Consider the following 20,713-nt stretch of genomic DNA (forward strand, 5'->3'; position numbering starts at 1 on the left):
TATCAGGCCGACCTGGTAAAAGCACGGCCTGCCTGACGGCAGGCCGTTACCGGCCCGCACACAAAAAATCTGACAGTCCCGTTACGACGGCAGCGAAGATGGAGTGTCAGCCAGCCCATCTGGAATCACACCACCGCGTTCGATGCCGTCGTATCCTCCGACGTTTCCCACAACGATCAGGTCGCTCTTCGAACCTCGTCTACTCAATCTTTTGGATTGCTCTACCGACGCGATAGCTCAGACAACGCAAATCGCGACTTGGGTGCAGGCTTGGGCAGAACAATGGAGCGGCACCGCCCATAACGGATATGCCGCCAATTTCCGACCTCCCCTAACAAACGGCCAAAAAAATGGGCAACCGAAGTCGCCCAAAATGCCTTGCGTGCTCTTTTTATTCGAGACTCAATCCTTGCCGCGCTTGTGCGAGTCTCTACAGATGAACAATGCCAGCCCAGCAAAAAAACTTAGAATCAGCATCACCGTCATGACACCGGCGATCACCGCATGATCGAGAACCATGAGCGCCCCTCCTGCTGTGACCCTGTTCAATGGGTGCAGATTAACCAGAGAGGGATCGGGGAGTGTTGACGCAGGTCAATGCCGCGCACTGTGAGGGGCAGCGCACTGACCGGGCGTTAATAGAGAAAGGAGGTCTAGCGTTTCTTCGGTTTGTTCTTGCTTTTCTTTTTAGCCTTGCCCAGCGGCATCGCCTGTTCGAAGGCCTGACGCATTTCGTTGAGCCGCTTGTCGTTAAGATCGTGAACACGCTTGGCGCGCTCGACGCTCAGGTCCACCAGTTTTCCGTCATCGCTCATGGCGTGCTGCTCTCGAATGCTCAATGGCAACAATAATGCGCAATCACGGGACTGCTGACCAGCACCTCAAACTTTCAAATCCACCCATAACCCCTGACGCGGTTCGTCGTCGATGATTGGCACTACCGGCACGGTGTTGTCAGCATTGAGGAAATCGCCAGGGATGTCTGGCCCGGTGTGAGCATTTTGCTGCAAGGTTTCTTGAGTACCTGCCTCGGCGTCTTCGTCCAGATCGGGGTGACGGTCGGCGGTGCGGCGGTCACGGTGGCGTCTTTGCTGTCGGCGTCGTTCTTCGCGCAGCAGCAACTGAGCCTGCTCGGGATCGCGTTCGCCCATATCGATCGTGCTTTCGCTGGAACTCGGCTGCACGGGCGCGACGGGGGGAATGTCGGGCGTGGGTTTGACCGGGTCCTGCTGCGCAGTGATAGGGGCCGCGCTCAAGGGAATCAGCGGTGGCAGCATGGTAATGGTCTCCTGTTATCAAGCTGTCGGCTGCCGGTTCGTCGACTTGAGCCGTGTAACGAAGAAGTTTCGACTATGTTTTTCGCAACTAGTGCCGGCCCCAGCCCACCGGCCCAATAAATACGGCCGTTTTTACAATGTAGCTTTGGCGCGGGCGGCTTGTTCCGTTACCATAGTCGGCTTTTTCAAGGCGGGAGTCAGGCAGCATGGCGCAGCAGTATCAACCGGGGCAACGCTGGATTAGCGACAGCGAAGCCGAGCTGGGTTTAGGCACCGTTCTGGCACAGGACGGCCGCTTGTTGACCGTGCTCTATCCGGCCACTGGCGACACCCGCCAGTATGCATTGCGCAATGCGCCGCTCACGCGTGTGCGTTTCTCGCCGGGTGACACCATCACCCATTTCGAGAACTGGAAAATGACCGTTCGCGAAGTCGAGGACGTCGATGGTCTGCTGGTCTATCACGGCCTGAACGCGCAGAACCAGCAGGTGACCCTGCCGGAAACCCAACTTTCTAACTTCATTCAGTTCCGTCTGGCCAGCGACCGTCTGTTCGCCGGCCAGATCGACCCGCTGCCCTGGTTCTCCCTGCGTTACCACACGCTCGAACACACCAGCCGCCAGCTGCAATCCTCGCTATGGGGTCTGGGCGGTGTTCGCGCCCAGCCTATCGCCCACCAATTGCACATCGCCCGCGAAGTCGCCGACCGTATCGCCCCACGCGTTCTGCTGGCCGATGAAGTGGGTCTGGGCAAGACCATCGAAGCCGGCCTGGTGATCCATCGCCAGCTGCTGTCCGGCCGCGCCAGCCGCGTGCTGATCCTGGTTCCGGAAAACCTCCAGCACCAGTGGCTGGTCGAAATGCGCCGCCGCTTCAACCTGCAGGTCGCGCTGTTCGATGCCGAGCGATTCATCGAGAGCGATGCCAGCAACCCGTTCGAAGACACGCAGTTGGCGCTGGTTTCGTTGGAGTGGCTGGTCGAAGACGAAAAGGCCCAGGACGCATTATTTGCGGCGGGCTGGGACCTGCTGGTGGTCGACGAAGCGCACCATCTGGTCTGGCATGAAGACAAAGCCAGCCCTGAATACTCGCTGGTCGAGCAACTGGCCGAAGTCATTGCTGGCGTGCTGCTACTCACCGCGACCCCGGAACAGCTGGGTCAGGACAGCCACTTCGCCCGTCTGCGCCTGCTTGATCCGAACCGCTTCCACGACCTGCATGCCTTTCGCGCCGAAAGCGAGAACTATCGCCCGGTCGCCGAAGCCGTCCAGGAACTGCTCGATCAAGGTCGGCTGTCGCCTCAGGCGCACAAGACCATTCAAGGTTTCCTCGGTGCCGAAGGCGAATCCCTTCTGGCCGCTGTGGCCGATGGCGACACCGAAGCCAGCGCGCGGCTGATCCGTGAGCTGCTGGATCGTCATGGCACCGGTCGCGTGCTGTTTCGCAACACCCGCGCCGCCGTACAAGGCTTCCCGGAGCGCAAGCTGCATCCGTATCCGCTGCCCTGCCCGGCTGAATATCTGGAGCTGCCGATTGGCGATCACGCTGATCTGTACCCGGAAGTCAGCTTCCAGGCCCAAGGTGAGACCAGCGAAGAAGAACGCTGGTGGCGCTTCGATCCGCGCGTCGACTGGCTTATCGATACGCTCAAGATGCTCAAGCGCGTCAAGGTGCTGGTAATCTGCGCCCACGCCGAAACCGCGATGGACCTGGAAGACGCCCTGCGCGTGCGTTCCGGCATTCCGGCAACCGTGTTCCATGAAGGCATGAATATTCTGGAACGTGACCGCGCCGCGGCGTATTTCGCCGACGAAGAGTTCGGTGCTCAGGTGCTGATCTGCTCGGAAATCGGCAGTGAGGGCCGCAACTTCCAGTTCTCCCATCATCTGGTGCTGTTCGACCTGCCTGCGCACCCGGACCTGCTGGAACAGCGTATCGGTCGCCTGGACCGCATCGGCCAGAAGCACGTCATCGAGCTGCACGTGCCGTATCTTGAAACCAGCCCGCAAGAGCGCCTGTTCCAGTGGTATCAGGAAGCGTTGAATGCCTTCCTTAATACCTGCCCGACCGGTAACGCCCTGCAACATCAATTCGGCCCGCGTCTGTTGCCGTTGCTCGAAGGTGGCGACGATGACGACTGGAAAGTCCTGATCGCCGAAGCCCGTGCCGAGCGCGAGCGTCTGGAAAGCGAGCTGCACACCGGTCGCGACCGCCTGCTGGAACTCAACTCCGGCGGCGCTGGCGAAGGTGATGCGCTGGTCGAAGCGATCCTGGAGCAGGACGATCAATTCACCCTGCCGATCTACATGGAAACCCTGTTCGACGCGTTCGGTATCGACAGTGAAGATCATTCGGAGAACGCCCTGATCCTCAAACCGAGCGAGAAGATGCTCGACGCCAGCTTCCCGTTGGGCGACGACGAAGGCGTAACCATCACCTACGACCGCAATCAGGCGCTGTCTCGCGAGGACATGCAGTTCATCACCTGGGAACACCCGATGGTGCAAGGCGGCATGGATCTGGTGCTGTCCGGTTCCATGGGCAATACCGCTGTGGCGCTGATCAAGAACAAGGCGCTTAAACCTGGCACCGTGCTCCTTGAACTGCTCTACGTCAGTGAGGTAGTGGCCCCGCGTTCGCTGCAACTGGGTCGCTACCTGCCGCCAGCTGCGCTGCGCTGCCTGCTGGATGCCAACGGCAACGATCTGTCGGGCCGCGTGTCGTTCACGACCCTGAATGACCAGTTGGAAAGCGTGCCTCGTGCCAGCGCCAACAAGTTCATTCAGGCTCAGCGCGATGTGTTGAATCCGCAGATCAACGCAGCTGAAAGCAAGATCGCGCCGAAACACGCCGAGCGCGTGGCCGAGGCGCAGCGTCGCCTGGCGGCGGACACCGACGAAGAACTGGCCCGCCTGACCGCCCTGCAAGCGGTCAACCCGACGGTACGCGACAGCGAGCTCACCGCCCTGCGCGAACTGCGCGAGCAAGGATTGGCGATGCTGGACAAGGCAGCGTTGCGGCTGGAGGCGATTCGGGTGCTGGTCGCAGGCTGACCAGCGGCATCCTGCAGGAGCGCGCTTGCCGGCGATAACGGAGTGACAGTCAACGTATTTGTGACTGATGCACCACCATCGCGGGCAAGCGCGTTCCCACAAGGGCTTGCCTGGTTTCCTCTCGCATTCTCGACGCATCAGCCTGATCAAGCCGGCCACACCGACAGCCATCCCGGTAGCCATCGCCGCGTCTTGCGACGGCAGCAGAAAGCAGCGCTGCGCATCGACACTGTGAACGGGTTGCAGGCGTAGGTTGCACCAAGTTGAAGATGTGAAATCTTTTCAGGCTTGTCGAAGCTTTCCCGGGTCATTCACGAGGTAGATATACCTCGTCGAAAGATGACCAGCTTCCGGCCCCCTCGCTGGTCCTGCAGTCTCGGTCCTCTGCGCCGTTGCAGGTCATTCACAGGCAGAAATATATTTTCCGCGCCCGCTTCCCAAGCCCACCGGGAAGCCTAGAATATCGCCGGATCGCTCCCCCCTCCCCCGATCCATTCTCCGGTTTATATCCATGTCCGACGTCAGTCCGTGCCTGAGTTGTGGTGCCTGCTGTTCACACTTTCGCGTGTCTTTTTATTGGGGAGACTGCGCATCGGCAGGGGGAACGGTGCCCGATGAACTGGTCAGCAGCATCAGTCCCAGTCGGGTAGCGATGCTTGGCACCGACTGCAAATCCCCCCGCTGCACCGCGCTGGTAGGCGAAGTGGGCACCGCCGTCAGCTGCTCGATTTATGAACAACGCTCCAGCACGTGCCGTGAATTCGACGCCTCCTGGGCTGATGGTCAGCACAATCCGGATTGCGACGCAGCCCGCGCGGCATTCGGCCTGCTGCCGATTGAGCGGGTGACGGGTGCCGAAGTCCCTCCTGCTGAGTCAGTAATAGCCGCTTAGAACTTTTAGCAATAGCCTTATCGCGAAATAGTCGGTACGTCCGTCCCCAAACAGCTGTTTAAAAATTGACGAGTCCTATAATCATTTCAAAGTGCCATCAGTTACCCAGACTGATGTATCTCCAGCAGTGGACACATGGAGCGTGCTATGGATTGGCTGGGTTTGCATTTTTTACCTTCCATGCCGGCAAACGGACGGATACTGCTGCAATGTAGCCACAACCCGCCGCTGATTCTGCTGGCTTACCTGGTGGCCTGTGCGGCGAGCTTCGCCACACTGGACATGGCCGAGCGGATCGGCCACGTCGATAACGTCAACGCCAGACTTCGCTGGCGCGCGCTGGGCGCCCTGTGCCTCGCCGTGGGCATATGGGCCATGCACTTCATCAGCATGCTGTCCTTCCGGGCGCCGCTGGATACCCACTACGATCTCCCTGTGACCATCGCCTCACTGGCCATCGCGCTGGTGTCGGGGATGGTGGCGATGGAAGCCCTCAGCTATCCGCAACTGCGGCCCGGCCATTACCTGGCCGCATCGGTGTGCATGGGGCTGGGTATCACGGCGATGCACTATCTCGGCATGTCGGCCATGCATTCGAGCGCTACGCAGTATTACGAGCCGGTACGCTTTGCCGGTTCGATCCTGGTCGCTATCGCCAGCAGTCTCGCGGCGCTGATCCTGGCCATTCGCCTGCGCCGGGGAAGCGGGATGTTCCATCAACTGCTCAAATACGGCGCCAGCCTGGTGCTGGGCGCCGGCATCGTCAGCACGCATTTCATGGGTATGTGGGCGTTGCATCTGGTAGTCCCGGACGGCACGCAAATGCAGATGCCTGCTACCGAGAACAGTCTGCAACTTAGCCTGACCATTGCCCTGATCGTGATGCTGATCATTGCCGGCAGCGTCAGCGCTGCGCTGGCCGACAAGAAGCTGCAAGCCAAAGAACATGACCTGCGCCGCGTCAACGCCTTGCTGAGCCAGCTCGATCAGGCGCGAGCATCGTTGCAGCAAGTGGCGCATTACGACGCGCTGACGAACCTGATCAACCGTCGTGGCTTCAATCAGATCTTCGCCGAACGCCTGATGGAGCAGAATCTGGCGAATGGCATGCTCGCGGTAATGTTTCTCGATGTGGACCACTTCAAGCGCATCAACGACAGTCTCGGCCACGACGCTGGCGATGAATTGTTGAAGGTCATCGCCGGGCGCATTCGCGGCGCCACCCGGGCCAATGATGTGGTGGCGCGCTTCGGTGGCGACGAATTCTGCATTCTGATCGCCCTGCAGGACATCGAAGAAGCCCGCCAGATGGCCCAACGGGTGATGACCAAGATGAAGGACCCGATCGCCCTCGCCGGTCGCCGCATGGTCATGACCACCAGCATCGGCGTCAGCATCTACCCTGCCGATGGCGACACCTGCGACGAGTTGCTGAAGAACGCTGACCTGGCGCTTTATCAATCCAAAGGCAATGGCCGCAACACCCTGTACTTTTTCAATGAAGCGCTGAAAAACAAGGCGAGCCTGGCGCTGCATCTGGAGGAGCAACTGCGCAACGCGCTGACTGAAGGACAGGGCTTGCAGCTGTTTTATCAACCCATCGTCGATCTGCAGACCGGACACGTCGCCAAGCTCGAAGCCTTGGTGCGTTGGCAGCATCCGCTCCACGGCTTGCTGACACCTGACCGCTTCATCGCCATCGCCGAGACCAACGGCTTGATCGCTGAGCTGGACAACTGGGTCTTGCGCCAGGCCTGCATGGATCTCGCGCAGTTGTGCGACAACGGTTTCGAGAAGCTGGTAATTGCCGTGAACTGTTCTGCGCTGAATCTGGCTCGCGAGGAGCTGGCGCAGGAAATCGATGCTGCCCTCAAGGAAGCCGGCGTGCCGCCGCAGAGGCTGGAACTGGAAGTCACGGAAAACGCCCTGATGGGCAACATCAGCAATACCGTGCTGCTGCTCAACGAGATCCGGAAACTGGGGGTGGCGCTGTCCATCGACGACTTCGGCACCGGCTATTCATCGCTGGCCTATCTCAAACGCCTGCCACTGGACACGGTCAAGATCGACCGCTCATTCATCATCGACATCCCCACCTCCACGCAGGATATGGAGATCGTTCAAGCCATCATCGTCATGGCTCACACGTTGCACTTGAAGGTGGTGACGGAGGGCGTGGAAACCCCGGCGCAGCTGGAGTTCCTCAGCGAGTACGGTTGCAATTACGTGCAAGGGTATCTGTTCAGCAAACCCGCACCACTGGAAGCGCTAAGACCGCTGGTGCAGCAACTCAACCAACGCAAACCCTCCGAACTGTGGCCGTCGACTCACCTGCTGGACGCCGTGGAAATGAGCATGGGCGAACCGATCAGGCCAGGGGGACGCCGAGAAACCGGCCATCCCCGTCCTGATCGTTTCCGCTCCCGTCCGCATCGCTAGCGCTTACAAACACCGCGCTCCTTTAGGCGCCGAACGTTAAATCACTGTGATCTTTCGCTACCCAGCACCTGATCGCAGTTACCGACCTACCCACTTCGCCATCATTGGCGCACCAAAATGGAACGCCAGATTGCGTCATGCCCGTTCCTGGATCAGCACCCATGGCGCCACGACCACCGCCCACAGCGGTGGATCACGCTCGAGCAGGTCCAAAGCCTTTGATTCAGAGACCTTGCCGACTTCAGCGCTTTGCAGCCATCGAGCCACTTTCGCCTGAGCATTGTCAGCAAAAGCCTCTGCAACGGCGATCAAATCCTGCGAAGGCTCGACCCACAACAGGGCACCTTTGGCAAAAAATGGCTGCAGCTCCATCCAGGTGATCGATGCCGTTTCGCCAAGCAGTTTGGCATAGAGGGTGCTAGGTTCTTGCTTCATGGGTTTCACCGTTTGGAAAATCGGCGCAATGATACCGTCGGCCTTCCCGCGCTCAAACCCGGATTCAAGTGATTGATTGCAGAGAACTTCGCTCAGGCCGATAGGTTGAACAACCCCGTTGGGGAGTCGACCGGCTTGATTGTGTATCTTTCTTTCGATTAAGCGACATCAATAGGTTTTGCCCCCTGCTGCTAGCTTTTCAAGCGCTCAACCGGCGCTCTAAACTGTTCCGGTACAGTTGCTGGGGGTATGGCCTGGAAAAAATCAATCCGGTCCTGCAGCTTCTGGCCGTCAGGATTATAAAAACTACAAACGCAAGAGTGGAGCATCATGACTAAGGGTATTAATCAGATTTCCAAGTTGTTTGCCGCACTGGTTCTGGCGGGGGTTGCCAGCCATTCGTTCGCGGCTGACACCATCAAGATCGGCATCGCCGGCCCTAAAACCGGTGCCGTCGCCCAGTACGGCGACATGCAGTTCAGCGGTGCCAAAATGGCCATCGAGCAAATCAATGCCAAAGGCGGCGTGGATGGCAAGAAACTCGAAGCCGTCGAATACGACGATGCTTGTGACCCTAAACAAGCGGTCGCAATCGCCAACAAAGTGGTCAACGACGGCGTGAAATTCGTGGTCGGCCACCTGTGCTCCAGCTCCACTCAGCCTGCGTCCGACATCTACGAAGACGAAGGCATCATCATGGTGACCCCGGCTGCGACCAGCCCGGAAATCACTGCCCGTGGCTACAAGCTGGTCTTCCGCACCATCGGTCTGGACAGTGCCCAGGGCCCGGCCGCTGGCGAATACATCGCCAAGCAGGTCAAGCCGAAGATCGTTGCGGTCATCCACGACAAGCAGCAGTACGGTGAAGGCATCGCCACTGCCGTCAAGCAGACCCTGGAAAAAGATGGCGTGAAAGTCGCCCTGTTCGAAGGCATCAACGCCGGCGACAAGGACTTCTCCTCGCTGATCGCCAAGCTCAAGCAAGCCAACGTCGACTTCGTCTACTACGGCGGCTACCACCCTGAACTGGGCCTGATCCTGCGCCAGGCACAGGAAAAAGGCCTTAAAGCCGGCTTCATGGGTCCGGAAGGCGTGGGTAACGCGTCCATCTCGCAGATCGCCCAGGACGCTTCCGAAGGCCTGCTGGTGACCCTGCCGAAATCCTTCGATCAGGATCCAGCGAACAAGGAACTGGTTGCCGCGTTCCAGGCGAAGAAAGAAGACCCGAGCGGTCCTTTCGTGTTCCCGGCCTACGCTGCCGTTGAAGTGATCGCCGACGCCATCACCACTGCCAAGTCCGAAGACACCGCCAAAGTGGCAGCCGCCATCCATGCCGGTACCTTCAAGACCCCTACCGGCGATCTGTCTTTCGACGCCAAGGGTGACCTGAAAGACTTCAAATTCGTCGTTTACACCTGGCACAAAGATGGCAGCAAGACTGAAGCCCCTGTGAAGTAATCACGGCCTTCATGCTTACCCGGAGCCCACTGCAACCGCAGTGGGCTTTGTTTTAGCTGGGCTGATGGATTTCACAAGAATCCCGATCCCTGAACATCTTGAAACCGCACCAGTGCATCGCTGGGCTCGTGCCGAACGCGGACGTAGATCACGACGCGCGAGCGGGAAAAGACTTCACCAGTGAAACACCGAGAAGGTTTTTAGGAGCGCGGCAATGCCCGAGATAGACATCTATCATTTTTTCCAACAGCTGGTTAATGGCATGACCATTGGCAGCACTTATGCCCTGATAGCCATTGGCTACACGATGGTCTACGGCATCATCGGCATGATCAACTTCGCCCACGGCGAGGTGTACATGATCGGTTCGTACGTGGCGTTCATCGCCCTGGCCGGGCTGACCATGTTGGGTCTGGACAACTTGCCCCTGCTGATTACCGCAGCGTTCATCGCCAGCATCGTGGTGACCAGCGCCTACGGTTACGCCATCGAACGGGTTGCCTACCGTCCGCTGCGCGGCAGTAACCGCCTGATCCCTCTGATTTCCGCGATCGGTATGTCGATATTCCTGCAGAACACCGTGCTCTTGTCGCAGGACTCCAAAGACAAATCGATCCCTAACCTGATCCCCGGCAACTTCGTGTTCGGCCCGGGCAGCACCCATGAAGTCGTGATCTCGTACATGCAGATCCTGATCTTCATCGTCACTGTGCTGGCGATGCTCGGCCTGACCTGGTTCATCTCCCGCTCCCGTCTGGGTCGGGCCTGCCGTGCCTGTGCCGAAGATATCAAGATGGCCAACCTGCTGGGTATCAACACCAACAACATCATCGCCCTGACCTTTGTCATCGGTGCCGCGCTGGCGGCGGTCGCTGCGGTACTGCTGAGCATGCAGTACGGCGTGATCAACCCCAACGCCGGTTTCCTGGTCGGCATCAAGGCCTTCACCGCTGCGGTGCTGGGCGGTATCGGCAGTATCCCGGGCGCGATGCTCGGCGGTCTGGTGCTGGGTGTCGCTGAAGCGTTCGGCGCCGATATCTTCGGCGACCAGTACAAGGATGTGGTGGCGTTCGGTCTTCTCGTATTGGTGTTGTTGTTCCGGCCAACCGGCCTGCTCGGCCGTCCGGAGGTTGAAAAAGTATGACCAGGAATCTCAAATCGGCCCTCTTCAGCGCAGTGCTGGTGCTGGCCGTCGCTTACCCGATCCTCGGGCTGAAACTGGATATCGTCGGCATCAATCTGGCGGTCGTCGGCGCCAGCAGCACCACCGTCCTGGTGATTTTCGCCGCCGCGCTGCTGATGTTCCTGCGCGTGCTGTTCAATGAACAGATCAGCGCCATGTGGCGTTCGCGCCCGCAAAAACAACTGGTGTCGGACAAGGCCAGCAACTTCCTGACCCTGCCATCGACCCAGCGTTGGTTCCTTGGTGCGCTGGTCATTGCGGCGCTGGTGTGGCCGTTCTTCGGCTCCCGCGGCGCGGTGGACATCGCGACCCTGATCCTGATCTACGTAATGCTGGGCCTGGGCCTGAACATCGTGGTCGGGCTGGCGGGTCTGCTGGACCTGGGTTACGTCGGCTTCTACGCCGTCGGCGCCTACACCTACGCCCTGCTGCAGCACTACTTCGGTTTCGGTTTCTGGATCTGCCTGCCACTGGCGGGCCTCGCATCGGCCACCTTCGGCTTCCTGCTGGGCTTCCCGGTATTGCGCCTGCGCGGTGACTACCTGGCGATCGTGACCCTGGGTTTCGGGGAAATCATTCGCCTGTTCCTGCGTAACCTGACCGACATCACAGGCGGTCCGAACGGCATCAGCAACATCGAAAAACCGACGCTGTTCGGCCTGACCTTCGAACGCAAGGCCGCTGAAGGCATGCAGACCTTCCACGAGTATTTCGGCCTGGAATACAACTCCATCAACAAGGTGATCTTCCTTTATCTGGTGGCCCTGCTGCTGGCGCTGTTGGCGCTGTTCGTGATCAACCGCCTGCTGCGCATGCCGATCGGTCGCGCGTGGGAAGCCCTGCGCGAAGACGAAATCGCCTGCCGCGCATTGGGTCTGAACCCGACGATCATCAAGCTTTCGGCGTTCACCCTCGGCGCTGCGTTCGCCGGTTTCGCCGGTAGCTTTTTCGCCGCGCGCCAGGGCCTGATCACTCCGGAGTCGTTCACCTTCCTTGAGTCGGCGATCATCCTGGCCATCGTGGTACTGGGCGGCATGGGGTCTCAGCTGGGTGTGATTCTCGCGGCGATCGTGATGATCCTGCTGCCTGAACTGCTTCGCGAATTCAGCGAATACCGCATGCTGGGCTTCGGCGCCTTGATGGTGCTGATGATGATCTGGCGTCCTCAGGGCTTCCTGCCAATGCAGCGTCCCGTCATGAAACTCAAGGGGGAACGCTGATGAGCCGTCCACTTCTGCAAGCCTCGGGCTTGAGCATGCGCTTTGGCGGCCTGTTGGCGGTCAATGGCGTGGGCCTGACAGTCAATGAAAAGCAGGTCGTGTCGATGATCGGCCCCAACGGCGCCGGCAAGACCACCGTCTTCAACTGCCTGACCGGTTTCTACAAGCCGACGGCGGGCACCATTCTGCTCGATGGTGAGCCGATTCAGGGTCTGGCCGGTCACGAGATTGCCCGCAAAGGCGTGGTGCGGACCTTTCAGAACGTGCGCCTGTTCAAGGAAATGACGGCGGTGGAAAACCTGCTGGTGGCCCAGCACCGTCACCTCAACACCAACTTCCTGTCGGGCCTGTTCAAGACTCCGTCGTATCGCAAGAGCGAACGCGAGGCCATGGAACACGCCGAACACTGGCTCGAAGCGGTCGACCTGAAAGCTTTCGCCAACCGCCCTGCTGGCACCCTGGCCTATGGTCAACAACGCCGTCTGGAAATCGCCCGCTGCATGATGACGCGTCCGCGCATTCTGATGCTCGATGAGCCTGCAGCCGGTCTCAACCCCAGGGAAACCGACGACCTCAAGGCGCTGATCGGCGTGCTGCGCAACGAACACAACGCCACGGTGTTGCTGATCGAGCACGACATGAAGCTGGTCATGAGCATTTCCGATCACATTGTGGTGATCAATCAGGGAACGCCTCTGGCCGACGGCACGCCTGAGCAGATCCGTGACAATCCTGAAGTGATCAAAGCCTACCTGGGGGAAGCGTAAATGCTGCAGTTCGACAACGTTTCCACCTTCTACGGCAAGATCCAGGCGCTGCACAGCGTCAGCATCGATGTGCAACAGGGCGAAATCGTCACCCTGATCGGCGCCAACGGTGCGGGCAAATCCACCCTGCTGATGACCCTCTGCGGCTCGCCGCGCGCCCACAGCGGCAGCATTCGCTACATGGGCGAGGAACTGGTGGGGCTGGAATCTTCGGTGATCATGCGCAAGAGCATCGCGGTGGTGCCGGAAGGCCGTCGCGTGTTTGCCCGCCTGACCGTGGAAGAGAACCTGGCCATGGGCGGTTTCTTTACCGACAAGGGCGATTATCAGCAGCAGATGGACAAGGTGCTGGAGTTGTTCCCGCGCCTCAAGGAACGCTTCAACCAGCGCGGCGGCACGATGTCCGGCGGCGAACAGCAGATGCTTGCCATCGGCCGCGCACTGATGAGCAAGCCCAAGCTGTTGCTGCTCGATGAGCCCTCGCTGGGCCTGGCGCCGATCATCATTCAGCAGATTTTCGAGATCGTCGAACAGCTGCGCCGTGATGGCGTGACCGTGTTCCTGGTCGAACAGAACGCCAACCAGGCCCTGAAAATCGCCGACCGCGCCTACGTTCTGGAGAACGGCCGGGTGGTGATGCAGGGTTCAGGGGCAGAGTTGTTGGTCGATCCGAAAGTGCGGGATGCGTATCTGGGGGGGTGATATCGGCCCTCACCTGCAGGAGCGCGCTTGCCTGCGATTGCGTTGCACCAGACAACATTCTTGTTGCTGATGCACCACAATCGCGGGCAAGCGCGCTCCTACGTTATTGCGTCGATCAAAAAACCCAGGTTCGCCACGTCGCCGTGCGAGACGCCGGAGGTTACGACAGCAGCGAATGCGGTGGGTCTGCCAGGCCTTATCTGACCTCACTACCCGCGTCAAAGCTTCTCCAATGCCGCCGTACTGCGCTCGAACCACTCGGTCAGGTAATCGGCCATCACCTGAATCCGTCGTGGCAGATGCCCTTCGAACGGATGCACCAGAAACAGCGACGACACCGGCGTCTGATAATCGCGCAACAGCCATTCCAGCCGTCCCTCATTGAGCTCGTTGTGCACCATATACGACGGCAGGCGCGCGATCCCGGCTCCCACCAATGCCGCCTTTTTCAACAGGCCATAGTGATTGCTGGCGAACGTGCCACGCACATTTACCCGACTCAACTCATGATTCTGGTGATATACCCAGGTTTCCCGCCCAGCGTAATGACTGTTCAACAGACAGCGATGCACCCGCAGGGCTTCGGGCGTTTGCGGCTTGCCGTGTTGGGCGAGGTATTGCGGGCTGGCGCAGGTCAGTTCCTGCAAGGACAACAGCGGCTTGGCCACCAACCGCTCATTGACGCCGACGCTGGAACGGATGCCCAGATCGAACCCGTCGCGGCGCATGTCGCGAAACTGGTTGTTCAGGTCCAACTCGACCTGCACATCCGGGTACTGCGTGGCGAACTCGGTCAGCAGCCCTTCGAAGAATGTCTCGCCCAGTGACACCGGCACCGTCAGCCGCACGGTACCCACCAGGCTTTCGCTCAGATAGGCCATGGCATCGCGCACCCGGTCCCGCTGCGCCAGCAAGGCCCGCGCCTCGGGCAACAGAATCGCACCCGCCGAGGTCAGGGTCAGGCTGCGGGTGGTGCGGTGCAACAGCGTGACACCGAAACTCTTTTCCAGCTTGCTGATGCGCTTGGACAGCTGGCTGGTGCTGGTGTCCAGCCATTGCGCGGCCAGGGTGAAGCTGTTGGCTTCAACCAGCATGGCAAACGCCGCCAGATCATCCATTTCGCTCATGATTGTTTCCTTATCGAGAAACCGGGATTGCGCTTTGGCGCATTTATCTGGGGGAAAACGCGGCTCACACTGAGCGCCTGATCCATTAACGGAAGGACTGCATCGTGAAGATTTTATTGATTGGCGCCGGCGGCACCATCGGCTCGGCGATCGAGAAGGAATTGGCGCCACGCCATGACATCGTTCGCATCGGCCGCAACAGTGGTGACGAGCATGTCGATATTAGTGACAGCACCTCGATCCGCAAACTGTTCGAACGGATAGGGCCTTTCGATGCGTTGATCTGCGCCGCTGGTAACGTCACATTTGCGCCGCTGGCCGAGATGACCGAAGACTCCTTTACGCTGGGCCTGCGCGACAAACTCATGGGCCAGGTAAACCTGCTACTGATCGGCCGCGAATTCGCCAACGATGGCGCCTCGTTCACCTTCACCACCGGCATCACCAGCCATGACCCGATCCGCACCGGGGCGTCGGCCAGCCTGGTCAACGGCGCCATCGATGCATTCGTCTGTGCAGCGGCGATCGAGATGCCACGGGGCATGCGCGTCAACTCGGTCAGCCCCAACGTGCTGATCGAAGCCATGGGCAGTTACGCGCCGTATTTCCGCGGCTTCAAGCCGGTTTCGGGAGCCGATGTGGCGCTGGCGTACGCTAAAAGCGTCGAGGGGCTGCAGACCGGACAGACCTATCACGTCGGTTAATCACCTCTTGTGATGAACGAGCAGCCTGAGTAACGTGGCGGCACTTGTCTGGAGACCGCCACATGTTCGCTGCTCGTTCCGTCCTGATATTCGCCTTGCTGCCCCTCTTCGCCGGCTGCCAGTTGCTGCCCTCGCAATCGGCCGACAGCAAGGTTTCCACTGCGGGCATGATCCGCATGCAGGGCACCCTCAGCGGCGACGGCGGCAAGTTGTTCTTCCAGCCGTGCAACGAACAGCGCCGCTATGCCGTGATCGACAAAGGCAACACTGGCATCCTGCAGGAAGCAGCTTCGGTAGTGGATAAAAGCGGCAAGGCGTTTGCCGACGTGCGCGGCAATTTCGTCGCAAGCAAGGCCCAGGGCAGCGATGGCCAGGCTGATGTCTTTCAGCTGTATCGCGTCGAGCGTCCGAGCGATGCGTGTGAAGATCCCAACTTCAAGCGCCTGACCATTCACGCCAGCGGCAATGGCCCGAAATGGAATCTCAACGCCAGCGGCAAGGGTCTGGTGCTGGAACGTGAAGGTCTGGAGCCGTTCGCCGTGCCATACATGGAAGAGCAAATGCCCGAAGGACGCTTCAACCTGATCACCGACGCCAACGACCAGCATGTAGAGTTGTATGTCGCGCCGCAGCGTTGTGTCGACCCTGCCAACGGCTCGGTGCAGCATCTGACCGCCGAATTGCGCGTCAACGGTCAGGTTCAGCGCGGCTGTGCGTATTTCGGCGCGATGCGCAATGATTGAAGCCTGTCCTCTGTAGGAGCGCGCTTGCCCGCGATCGCGGTGTGTCAGCGCTGGAGAGACGACTGACACACCGCCGTCGCGGGCAAGCGCGCTCCTGCAAAAGCACCACTGACCCGGTTCGGTCACCGTTTCCTGAGTGATCTGGCTTATAATCGCCGGTTCTTGTAGCGCTGCCGGGCCGATCCTGCGGCCCGAAACCGGACCTTTCAATGTTACGAATCACCGAACTCAAACTGCCGCTGGACCACGCGGACGAACAGCTGCGCCCCGCGCTCGCGCAACGCCTGGGCATCGACAGTGCCGAGCTCCTGGACTTCACCCTGTTCAAGCGCAGCTATGACGCGCGCAAGAAATCCAGCGAACTGCAATTCATCTACACCATCGACTTTCAAGTGCGCGACGAAGCCGCTCTGCTCAAACGCCTGAGCCACGACAATCACGTCGGCCCGGCGCCGGATGTCAGTTATAAAGTCGTCGGGCAGGCCCCTCACGATCTGACCGAACGTCCGCTGGTGGTCGGTTTCGGCCCGTGCGGCATCTTCGCCGGCCTGCTGCTGGCGCAGATGGGCTTCAAGCCGATCATCCTCGAACGCGGCAAGGAAGTGCGTCAGCGTACCAAAGACACTTGGGGCCTGTGGCGCAAGAGCGTGCTCAACCCCGAATCCAACGTGCAATTCGGCGAGGGCGGCGCAGGCACCTTCTCCGACGGAAAGCTCTACAGCCAGATCAAAGACCCGAAATTTCACGGTCGCAAGGTGCTGCATGAGTTCGTCAAGGCTGGCGCGCCGGAGGAAATCCTTTACGTCAGCAAGCCGCACATCGGTACGTTCCGCCTGACCGGCGTGGTCGAAAACATGCGCCAGCAGATCGAAGCATTGGGCGGTGAAGTGCGCTTCCAGCAGCGCGTCACCGACGTGCTGATCGAGGACGGTCAGTTGCACGGGGTGGTGCTCGACAGCGGCGAGCGGATCGACTCCAGACATGTGATCCTGGCCCTGGGCCACAGCGCCCGCGACACGTTTCGTATGCTTCACGGCCGCGGCGTTTACATGGAGGCCAAGCCGTTCTCGGTAGGTTTCCGCATCGAGCACCCGCAAGGCCTGATCGACCGCGCGCGGCTGGGCAAATACGCAGGTCATCCGAAACTCGGTGCCGCCGACTACAAACTGGTGCACCACGCAAAAAATGGTCGCTCGGTGTACAGCTTCTGCATGTGCCCCGGCGGCACCGTGGTTGCGGCGACATCCGAGCCGAACCGCGTGGTCACCAACGGCATGAGTCAGTACTCGCGTAACGAGCGCAACGCCAACTCGGGGATCGTGGTCGGCATCACGCCGGACGAGGATTATCCGGGCAGCCCGCTTGCCGGTATCGAATTGCAGGAGCGACTGGAGTCTCATGCCTACGTCATGGGCGGCGAAAACTATGAGGCACCTGCGCAATTGGTCGGCGATTTCATCGCAGGCAAAGCCTCGACACAATTGGGTGAAGTGGAACCATCCTACAAGCCTGGAGTGAAACTTACCGACCTTGCCGACGCCCTGCCCGCGTTCGCGATCGAGGCGATTCGTGAAGCGCTGCCCGCGTTCGACAAGCAGATCAAAGGCTTCTCGCAGCACGACGCGGTGCTCACCGGCATCGAGACCCGCACTTCATCGCCGCTGCGTATCACCCGTGGCGCCGACATGCAAAGCCTGAACGTCAAAGGCCTGTTCCCGGCCGGCGAAGGCGCAGGGTACGCAGGCGGGATCCTGTCAGCAGGTGTCGACGGGATTCGGATTGCCGAGGCACTGGCCCGAAGCATGTTGGGGATTGTCGAGTAATGCTCGACCTTTATTAGCCCGGCCGGGCGACGTTCCGTTTGCCGACGGTAGCGGCTTTGAATTCGCTGCCTTCGGCAGGCCGTTCTGCTACAGGGTCTTCTGAAACTTCCTACACACCGCGTTGAACATGTCCTGCAGCATTTTGTAATGAAAATTACAGACTTTCTGTATACACGTTTGACGTCGATTTTTAATAACAAAATCGAATATAACTTCTGTTTTCAGAAATAAGAACACAGAGTACGGTGTCGCTCCCCTTGCGCATGTCCACGGAGCGTGACCTTGTTCGTACGCTACACATTCAAACGTTTTTTTCAGCTGGAGGCGGCTGGCGGTCTGTTGTTGATCGCTGCGGCCGGCCTGGCTCTGCTCGTCAATAACTCGCCCCTTTCGTGGCTCTACAACGGCCTGCTCGAAGTCCCCGTAGTGGCGCAGATCGGTGCGCTGAAAATTGCCAAGCCGCTGCTGTTGTGGATCAACGATGGGCTGATGGCACTGTTCTTCCTGCTCATCGGACTGGAGGTCAAACGTGAGGTGATTCAGGGCCATCTGGCGCGTCCCTCGCAAATCGTCCTACCCGGTGCCGCAGCCATCGGCGGCATGGTGGTTCCTGCGCTGTTTTTCTGGGCCTTGAATAACGACAATCCTGCCGCCATGAGCGGTTGGGCGATCCCTATGGCGACCGACATCGCCTTCGCCCTTGGCGTGCTGGCCCTGCTCGGCAAACGCGTGCCGGTGTCGCTCAAACTATTTCTGATGACCCTGGCCATCATCGATGATCTGGGGGCGATCATCGTTATCGCCCTGTTCTACTCGGGCGAACTGTCCAACCTGTCACTGGCACTGGCGGCCGCCTCGATTGCCACGCTGATCGCGATGAATCGGCTGGGCATTGTGAAGCTTGCGCCATATCTGGTTGTGGGCGTGGTGCTGTGGGTGTGCGTCCTCAAGAGCGGCGTGCACGCCACGCTGGCGGGCGTCGTTCTGGCGTTCTGCATCCCACTCAAGACCGCCAGGGACCTACCCTCCCCTCTGCAGCAGCTGGAACATGGCCTGCATCCCTGGGTCGCCTACGGCATCCTGCCCCTTTTTGCCTTTGCCAACGCCGGGGTATCCCTGAGCGGGGTCACCCTGGACAGCTTTACCCACCACGTACCGCTGGGCATCGCGATGGGTCTGCTGTTGGGCAAGACACTGGGCGTGTTTGGCCTGACCTGGCTGGCAATCAAGACCGGCCTGGCCGCGCTGCCGATAGGCGCGAATTGGGGTCAGGTGATGGGCGTGTCGATTCTGTGCGGGATTGGCTTCACCATGAGTCTGTTCGTAGGCTCGCTGGCGTTCGTGCCTGGAGAAAGTGAGTTCGCTGGGATGGACCGCATGGGCATCCTCACAGGCTCCATCCTTGCCGCCTTGATCGGCTATGCCGTAACTGCGCTAGCCAGCCGAAAACCGGTAATCCGAAAACATTGATTCGTAGGCGAAATCCCTGAGTTCACAAGCAAAAACGCCCCGACTGATCGGGGCGTTTTTGTGTACGCGGGTATTACATTCAATCCGCTCGGTGCATCTTCAATGCCGATCAGCGTGTAACGCGGCTGGTGCCATTGACGGTCATGATGCGTACACGATCACCAACGCGGAAGATTTCGTTTTCCTGCACCTGCTGCACATAGGCACGCATGCTGCCGTCATCTTCACGCACGGTGATTTCGACGCCCTGAGTACGTGTCAGGCCTTCTTCAGTCATCGAACCGAGCAGACCACCGGCTACCGCACCAATGACCGCAGTCACGATGCTGCCGCGGCCGCCACCAATGGCACTACCGCCTACACCGCCGACAATCGCACCAGCACCGGCACCGATGGGGGTCTTGGTACCTTCGATTTTCACTGGACGTAGCGATTCGATGGTGCCCAGCCGCACGGTCTGCACTTGGCGAGCTTCTTCACGGGAATACGAGTCGCCGGTCAGGCTCGAAGTACAACCGCCCAGTGTCAACGCCATGGCGGTGAACGACGCAACCAACAGAACAGACTTACGCATAACATTTGCCTCCAGAGGAACAGGTAATCATTAGACTCTGCGGCACCAAGCGGTGTCACGGACCTGTACCGATAATTTACGTTCATTCAGGCGCTATACAGAAAGGCGCCTTGTCTACAAGTATGGACGACGGCTGGCCGGATAGATTCAAAGAAAACGTCGTGCGGGCCGCCGAGTTGTTACGGCGCGAGACGTTCGCGAGTCCACTGCCCATCAGTCAGGCGGTAGTTCAGGCGGTCATGAAGACGGCTCGGGCGACCTTGCCAGAACTCGATACGGTCCGGCACCAAGCGATAGCCGCCCCAGTGATCCGGGCAGTCAGGTTGCGTGTCGCTGAAACGCTCTTCGGTGGCCTTGAGCAAGCCTTCGAGTTCGGCGCGATCGGCGATAACCCGACTTTGCGGCGAGGCCCACGCACCCAGGCGGCTGCCCAGCGGACGAACCTGGAAGTAGGCATCGGATTCTTCGTGGGAGGCTTTGACGACCTTGCCTTCGATGCGCACCTGGCGCTCCAGAGTCGGCCAGAAGAAGGTCATGGCTGCAAATGGCCGAGCCTCCAGTTGCTGACCCTTGGCACTCTGATAATTGCTGAAGAAGGTAAAGCCTTGTGCATCGAGGCCCTTGAGCAACAGGACCCGGCAGTGAGGGCGACCATCTACATCGACGGTCGCCAAGGTCATGGCATTGGCCTCGACCGGCGCCTGTTCGGTTTTCACCGCCTCGTCGAACCACTGATGGAACAACGTAAAAGGTTCTTCCGGCGCTTGCGATTCGGTCAAACCTTCGCGAGCGTAGTTGCGACGCATATCAGCCAGACGCTGGCTCATCACTGCCTTCCTTAATCGG

General features: G+C 59.7%; 19 protein-coding genes. 12 read left to right on the plus strand and 7 right to left on the minus strand.

Annotated elements, in window-relative coordinates; all coding sequences use genetic code 11:
* Positions 1-402: 402 nt before the first annotated feature.
* The 3 genes from ccoM to CE491_RS19770 form a co-directional block, all read right to left on the minus strand.
* Positions 403-519, minus strand: a complete 117-nt coding sequence (gene ccoM, locus CE491_RS31070) for a cytochrome c oxidase subunit CcoM (protein ID WP_324881386.1) — start codon at positions 517-519, stop codon at positions 403-405.
* A 134-nt stretch (positions 520-653) separates the two neighbouring features.
* The gene (locus CE491_RS30345; protein WP_199885183.1) at positions 654-815 is read right to left on the minus strand and encodes a hypothetical protein; all 162 of its coding nucleotides are present in this window, start codon (positions 813-815) and stop codon (positions 654-656) included.
* A gap of 66 nt (positions 816-881) precedes the next feature.
* On the minus strand, positions 882-1,277 hold the full coding sequence (locus CE491_RS19770; protein WP_110950026.1) for an aspartate-semialdehyde dehydrogenase: 396 nt from the start codon (positions 1,275-1,277) through the stop codon (positions 882-884).
* A gap of 206 nt (positions 1,278-1,483) precedes the next feature.
* Between CE491_RS19770 and rapA the strand changes: the two genes are divergently transcribed.
* The 3 genes from rapA (at position 1,484) to CE491_RS19785 (ending at position 7,661) form a co-directional block, all read left to right on the plus strand.
* Positions 1,484-4,330, plus strand: coding sequence for an RNA polymerase-associated protein RapA (gene rapA / locus CE491_RS19775; RefSeq protein ID WP_110950027.1), 2,847 nt, complete (start codon positions 1,484-1,486; stop codon positions 4,328-4,330).
* A gap of 511 nt (positions 4,331-4,841) precedes the next feature.
* Entirely contained in the window at positions 4,842-5,222 is a 381-nt protein-coding gene (locus CE491_RS19780; RefSeq protein WP_110950028.1) for a YkgJ family cysteine cluster protein, read from the plus strand.
* A gap of 147 nt (positions 5,223-5,369) precedes the next feature.
* Entirely contained in the window at positions 5,370-7,661 is a 2,292-nt protein-coding gene (locus CE491_RS19785) for a putative bifunctional diguanylate cyclase/phosphodiesterase (RefSeq protein WP_110950029.1), read from the plus strand.
* Positions 7,662-7,796: 135 nt separating this feature from the next.
* On the opposite strand, the gene CE491_RS19790 is transcribed toward CE491_RS19785, so the two are convergent.
* Positions 7,797-8,096: a DUF2288 domain-containing protein gene (locus CE491_RS19790; RefSeq protein ID WP_199885184.1), complete on the minus strand. Its 300-nt coding sequence runs from the start codon at positions 8,094-8,096 to the stop codon at positions 7,797-7,799.
* Positions 8,097-8,426: 330 nt separating this feature from the next.
* On the opposite strand from CE491_RS19790, the gene CE491_RS19795 reads away from it, so the two are divergent.
* From CE491_RS19795 to CE491_RS19815, 5 genes are all read left to right on the plus strand, one after another.
* Positions 8,427-9,554 carry a branched-chain amino acid ABC transporter substrate-binding protein gene (locus CE491_RS19795; RefSeq protein ID WP_110950031.1) on the plus strand — a complete coding sequence of 376 codons (1,128 nt, stop codon included), beginning with the start codon at positions 8,427-8,429 and terminating at the stop codon, positions 9,552-9,554.
* Between the two features lie 214 nt (positions 9,555-9,768).
* Positions 9,769-10,698, plus strand: a complete 930-nt coding sequence (livH, locus tag CE491_RS19800; protein WP_110950032.1) for a high-affinity branched-chain amino acid ABC transporter permease LivH — start codon at positions 9,769-9,771, stop codon at positions 10,696-10,698.
* A complete protein-coding gene (locus tag CE491_RS19805; protein ID WP_110950033.1) occupies positions 10,695-11,957 on the plus strand; it encodes a high-affinity branched-chain amino acid ABC transporter permease LivM in 1,263 nt (420 codons plus the stop codon). The genes livH and CE491_RS19805 overlap by 4 nt, the downstream gene beginning before the upstream one ends.
* Positions 11,957-12,724: a high-affinity branched-chain amino acid ABC transporter ATP-binding protein LivG gene (livG, locus tag CE491_RS19810; RefSeq protein ID WP_110950034.1), complete on the plus strand. Its 768-nt coding sequence runs from the start codon at positions 11,957-11,959 to the stop codon at positions 12,722-12,724. The genes CE491_RS19805 and livG overlap by 1 nt, the downstream gene beginning before the upstream one ends.
* On the plus strand, positions 12,725-13,426 hold the full coding sequence (locus CE491_RS19815) for an ABC transporter ATP-binding protein (RefSeq protein WP_110950035.1): 702 nt from the start codon (positions 12,725-12,727) through the stop codon (positions 13,424-13,426).
* Positions 13,427-13,644: 218 nt separating this feature from the next.
* Here the strand turns inward: CE491_RS19815 and CE491_RS19820 are convergent, their stop codons facing one another.
* Complete coding sequence (locus tag CE491_RS19820; protein WP_110950036.1) at positions 13,645-14,553, minus strand: LysR family transcriptional regulator; 909 nt, start codon at positions 14,551-14,553, stop codon at positions 13,645-13,647.
* A gap of 104 nt (positions 14,554-14,657) precedes the next feature.
* Here CE491_RS19820 and CE491_RS19825 point away from each other — a divergent pair, with 104 nt between their 5' ends.
* From CE491_RS19825 to nhaA, 4 genes are all read left to right on the plus strand, one after another.
* Positions 14,658-15,257 carry a short chain dehydrogenase gene (locus tag CE491_RS19825; protein ID WP_110950037.1) on the plus strand — a complete coding sequence of 200 codons (600 nt, stop codon included), beginning with the start codon at positions 14,658-14,660 and terminating at the stop codon, positions 15,255-15,257.
* Positions 15,258-15,319: 62 nt separating this feature from the next.
* Entirely contained in the window at positions 15,320-16,000 is a 681-nt protein-coding gene (locus CE491_RS19830) for a COG3650 family protein (RefSeq protein ID WP_110950038.1), read from the plus strand.
* A 209-nt stretch (positions 16,001-16,209) separates the two neighbouring features.
* Positions 16,210-17,823 carry an NAD(P)/FAD-dependent oxidoreductase gene (locus tag CE491_RS19835; RefSeq protein WP_110950039.1) on the plus strand — a complete coding sequence of 538 codons (1,614 nt, stop codon included), beginning with the start codon at positions 16,210-16,212 and terminating at the stop codon, positions 17,821-17,823.
* Between the two features lie 282 nt (positions 17,824-18,105).
* Positions 18,106-19,293 carry a Na+/H+ antiporter NhaA gene (gene nhaA / locus CE491_RS19840; protein ID WP_110950040.1) on the plus strand — a complete coding sequence of 396 codons (1,188 nt, stop codon included), beginning with the start codon at positions 18,106-18,108 and terminating at the stop codon, positions 19,291-19,293.
* Between the two features lie 109 nt (positions 19,294-19,402).
* On the opposite strand, the gene CE491_RS19845 is transcribed toward nhaA, so the two are convergent.
* Together CE491_RS19845 and pdxH are read right to left on the minus strand one after the other, a co-directional pair.
* Positions 19,403-19,867 carry an outer membrane lipoprotein gene (locus CE491_RS19845; RefSeq protein ID WP_110950041.1) on the minus strand — a complete coding sequence of 155 codons (465 nt, stop codon included), beginning with the start codon at positions 19,865-19,867 and terminating at the stop codon, positions 19,403-19,405.
* Positions 19,868-20,046: 179 nt separating this feature from the next.
* A complete protein-coding gene (pdxH, locus tag CE491_RS19850; protein WP_110950042.1) occupies positions 20,047-20,694 on the minus strand; it encodes a pyridoxamine 5'-phosphate oxidase in 648 nt (215 codons plus the stop codon).
* Positions 20,695-20,713: the final 19 nt, after the last annotated feature.

It is taken from the genome of Pseudomonas bohemica, from assembly GCF_002934685.1.
Taxonomy (GTDB): domain Bacteria; phylum Pseudomonadota; class Gammaproteobacteria; order Pseudomonadales; family Pseudomonadaceae; genus Aquipseudomonas; species Aquipseudomonas bohemica.

Excerpts from the sequence above, each read along its gene's own strand:
- pdxH (WP_110950042.1), bottom strand. The coding sequence starts at position 20,694 with ATGAGCCAGCGTCTGGCTGATATGCGTCGCAACTACGCTCGCGAAGGT.
- ccoM (WP_324881386.1), bottom strand. The coding sequence starts at position 519 with ATGGTTCTCGATCATGCGGTGATCGCCGGTGTCATGACGGTGATGCTG.
- CE491_RS19785 (WP_110950029.1), top strand. The coding sequence starts at position 5,370 with ATGGATTGGCTGGGTTTGCATTTTTTACCTTCCATGCCGGCAAACGGA.
- CE491_RS19790 (WP_199885184.1), bottom strand. The coding sequence starts at position 8,096 with ATGAAGCAAGAACCTAGCACCCTCTATGCCAAACTGCTTGGCGAAACG.
- CE491_RS19835 (WP_110950039.1), top strand. The coding sequence starts at position 16,210 with ATGTTACGAATCACCGAACTCAAACTGCCGCTGGACCACGCGGACGAA.
- CE491_RS19845 (WP_110950041.1), bottom strand. The coding sequence starts at position 19,867 with ATGCGTAAGTCTGTTCTGTTGGTTGCGTCGTTCACCGCCATGGCGTTG.
- CE491_RS19815 (WP_110950035.1), top strand. The coding sequence starts at position 12,725 with ATGCTGCAGTTCGACAACGTTTCCACCTTCTACGGCAAGATCCAGGCG.
- livG (WP_110950034.1), top strand. The coding sequence starts at position 11,957 with ATGAGCCGTCCACTTCTGCAAGCCTCGGGCTTGAGCATGCGCTTTGGC.
- CE491_RS19805 (WP_110950033.1), top strand. The coding sequence starts at position 10,695 with ATGACCAGGAATCTCAAATCGGCCCTCTTCAGCGCAGTGCTGGTGCTG.
- rapA (WP_110950027.1), top strand. The coding sequence starts at position 1,484 with ATGGCGCAGCAGTATCAACCGGGGCAACGCTGGATTAGCGACAGCGAA.
- CE491_RS19770 (WP_110950026.1), bottom strand. The coding sequence starts at position 1,277 with ATGCTGCCACCGCTGATTCCCTTGAGCGCGGCCCCTATCACTGCGCAG.
- CE491_RS19780 (WP_110950028.1), top strand. The coding sequence starts at position 4,842 with ATGTCCGACGTCAGTCCGTGCCTGAGTTGTGGTGCCTGCTGTTCACAC.
- CE491_RS19795 (WP_110950031.1), top strand. The coding sequence starts at position 8,427 with ATGACTAAGGGTATTAATCAGATTTCCAAGTTGTTTGCCGCACTGGTT.
- CE491_RS19830 (WP_110950038.1), top strand. The coding sequence starts at position 15,320 with ATGTTCGCTGCTCGTTCCGTCCTGATATTCGCCTTGCTGCCCCTCTTC.
- CE491_RS30345 (WP_199885183.1), bottom strand. The coding sequence starts at position 815 with ATGAGCGATGACGGAAAACTGGTGGACCTGAGCGTCGAGCGCGCCAAG.
- livH (WP_110950032.1), top strand. The coding sequence starts at position 9,769 with ATGCCCGAGATAGACATCTATCATTTTTTCCAACAGCTGGTTAATGGC.
- CE491_RS19820 (WP_110950036.1), bottom strand. The coding sequence starts at position 14,553 with ATGAGCGAAATGGATGATCTGGCGGCGTTTGCCATGCTGGTTGAAGCC.